Annotated in this window: 1 protein-coding gene; it reads left to right on the top strand. The window is 55.8% G+C overall.

Going from position 1 to position 538, the window contains the following annotated elements; translation table 11 throughout:
* Positions 1–538, top strand: a 538-nt coding sequence (locus tag ACTHS3_RS16700; protein WP_440368602.1) for an amino acid--tRNA ligase-related protein, incomplete at both ends; no start/stop codon positions are given.

The following is a 538-nucleotide window of genomic DNA, read 5'->3' as shown; positions in this document are numbered from 1 at the left end:
TTATCGACCTGCGCGACCGAGAAGGCATCGTTCAAGTCGTTATCGACCCTGATACTCCGGAAGCATTTGCCGCTGCCGACTCTTCCCGCAACGAATACGTTTTGAGCATTACCGGCCGCGTGCGCAACCGTCCCGAAGGCACGACCAACGACAAAATGATTTCCGGCAAAATCGAAATCCTTGCCAAAGAAATCGAAGTCTTGAACGCTGCCGCTACACCTCCGTTCCAAATCGACGATGAAAACATCAGCGAACACGTTCGCCTGACCAACCGCGTTATCGACTTGCGCCGTCCTGCCATGCAACGCAACCTGCGCCTGCGTTACCAAGTGGCCATGGGCGTTCGCCGCTACTTGGACGCGCAAGGCTTCATCGACATCGAAACGCCGATGCTGACCCGCTCCACTCCGGAAGGCGCACGCGACTACCTCGTGCCAAGCCGCGTTCATCCGGGCGAATTCTTCGCTCTGCCTCAATCTCCACAATTGTTCAAACAATTGCTGATGGTGGCCGGTTTCGACCGTTACTACCAAATCAC

The organism is Neisseria sp. P0009.S007, assembly GCF_051962515.1.
Note: the sequence above shows the minus strand (reverse complement) of the source record. Positions and strands in the feature narration are given on the sequence as shown.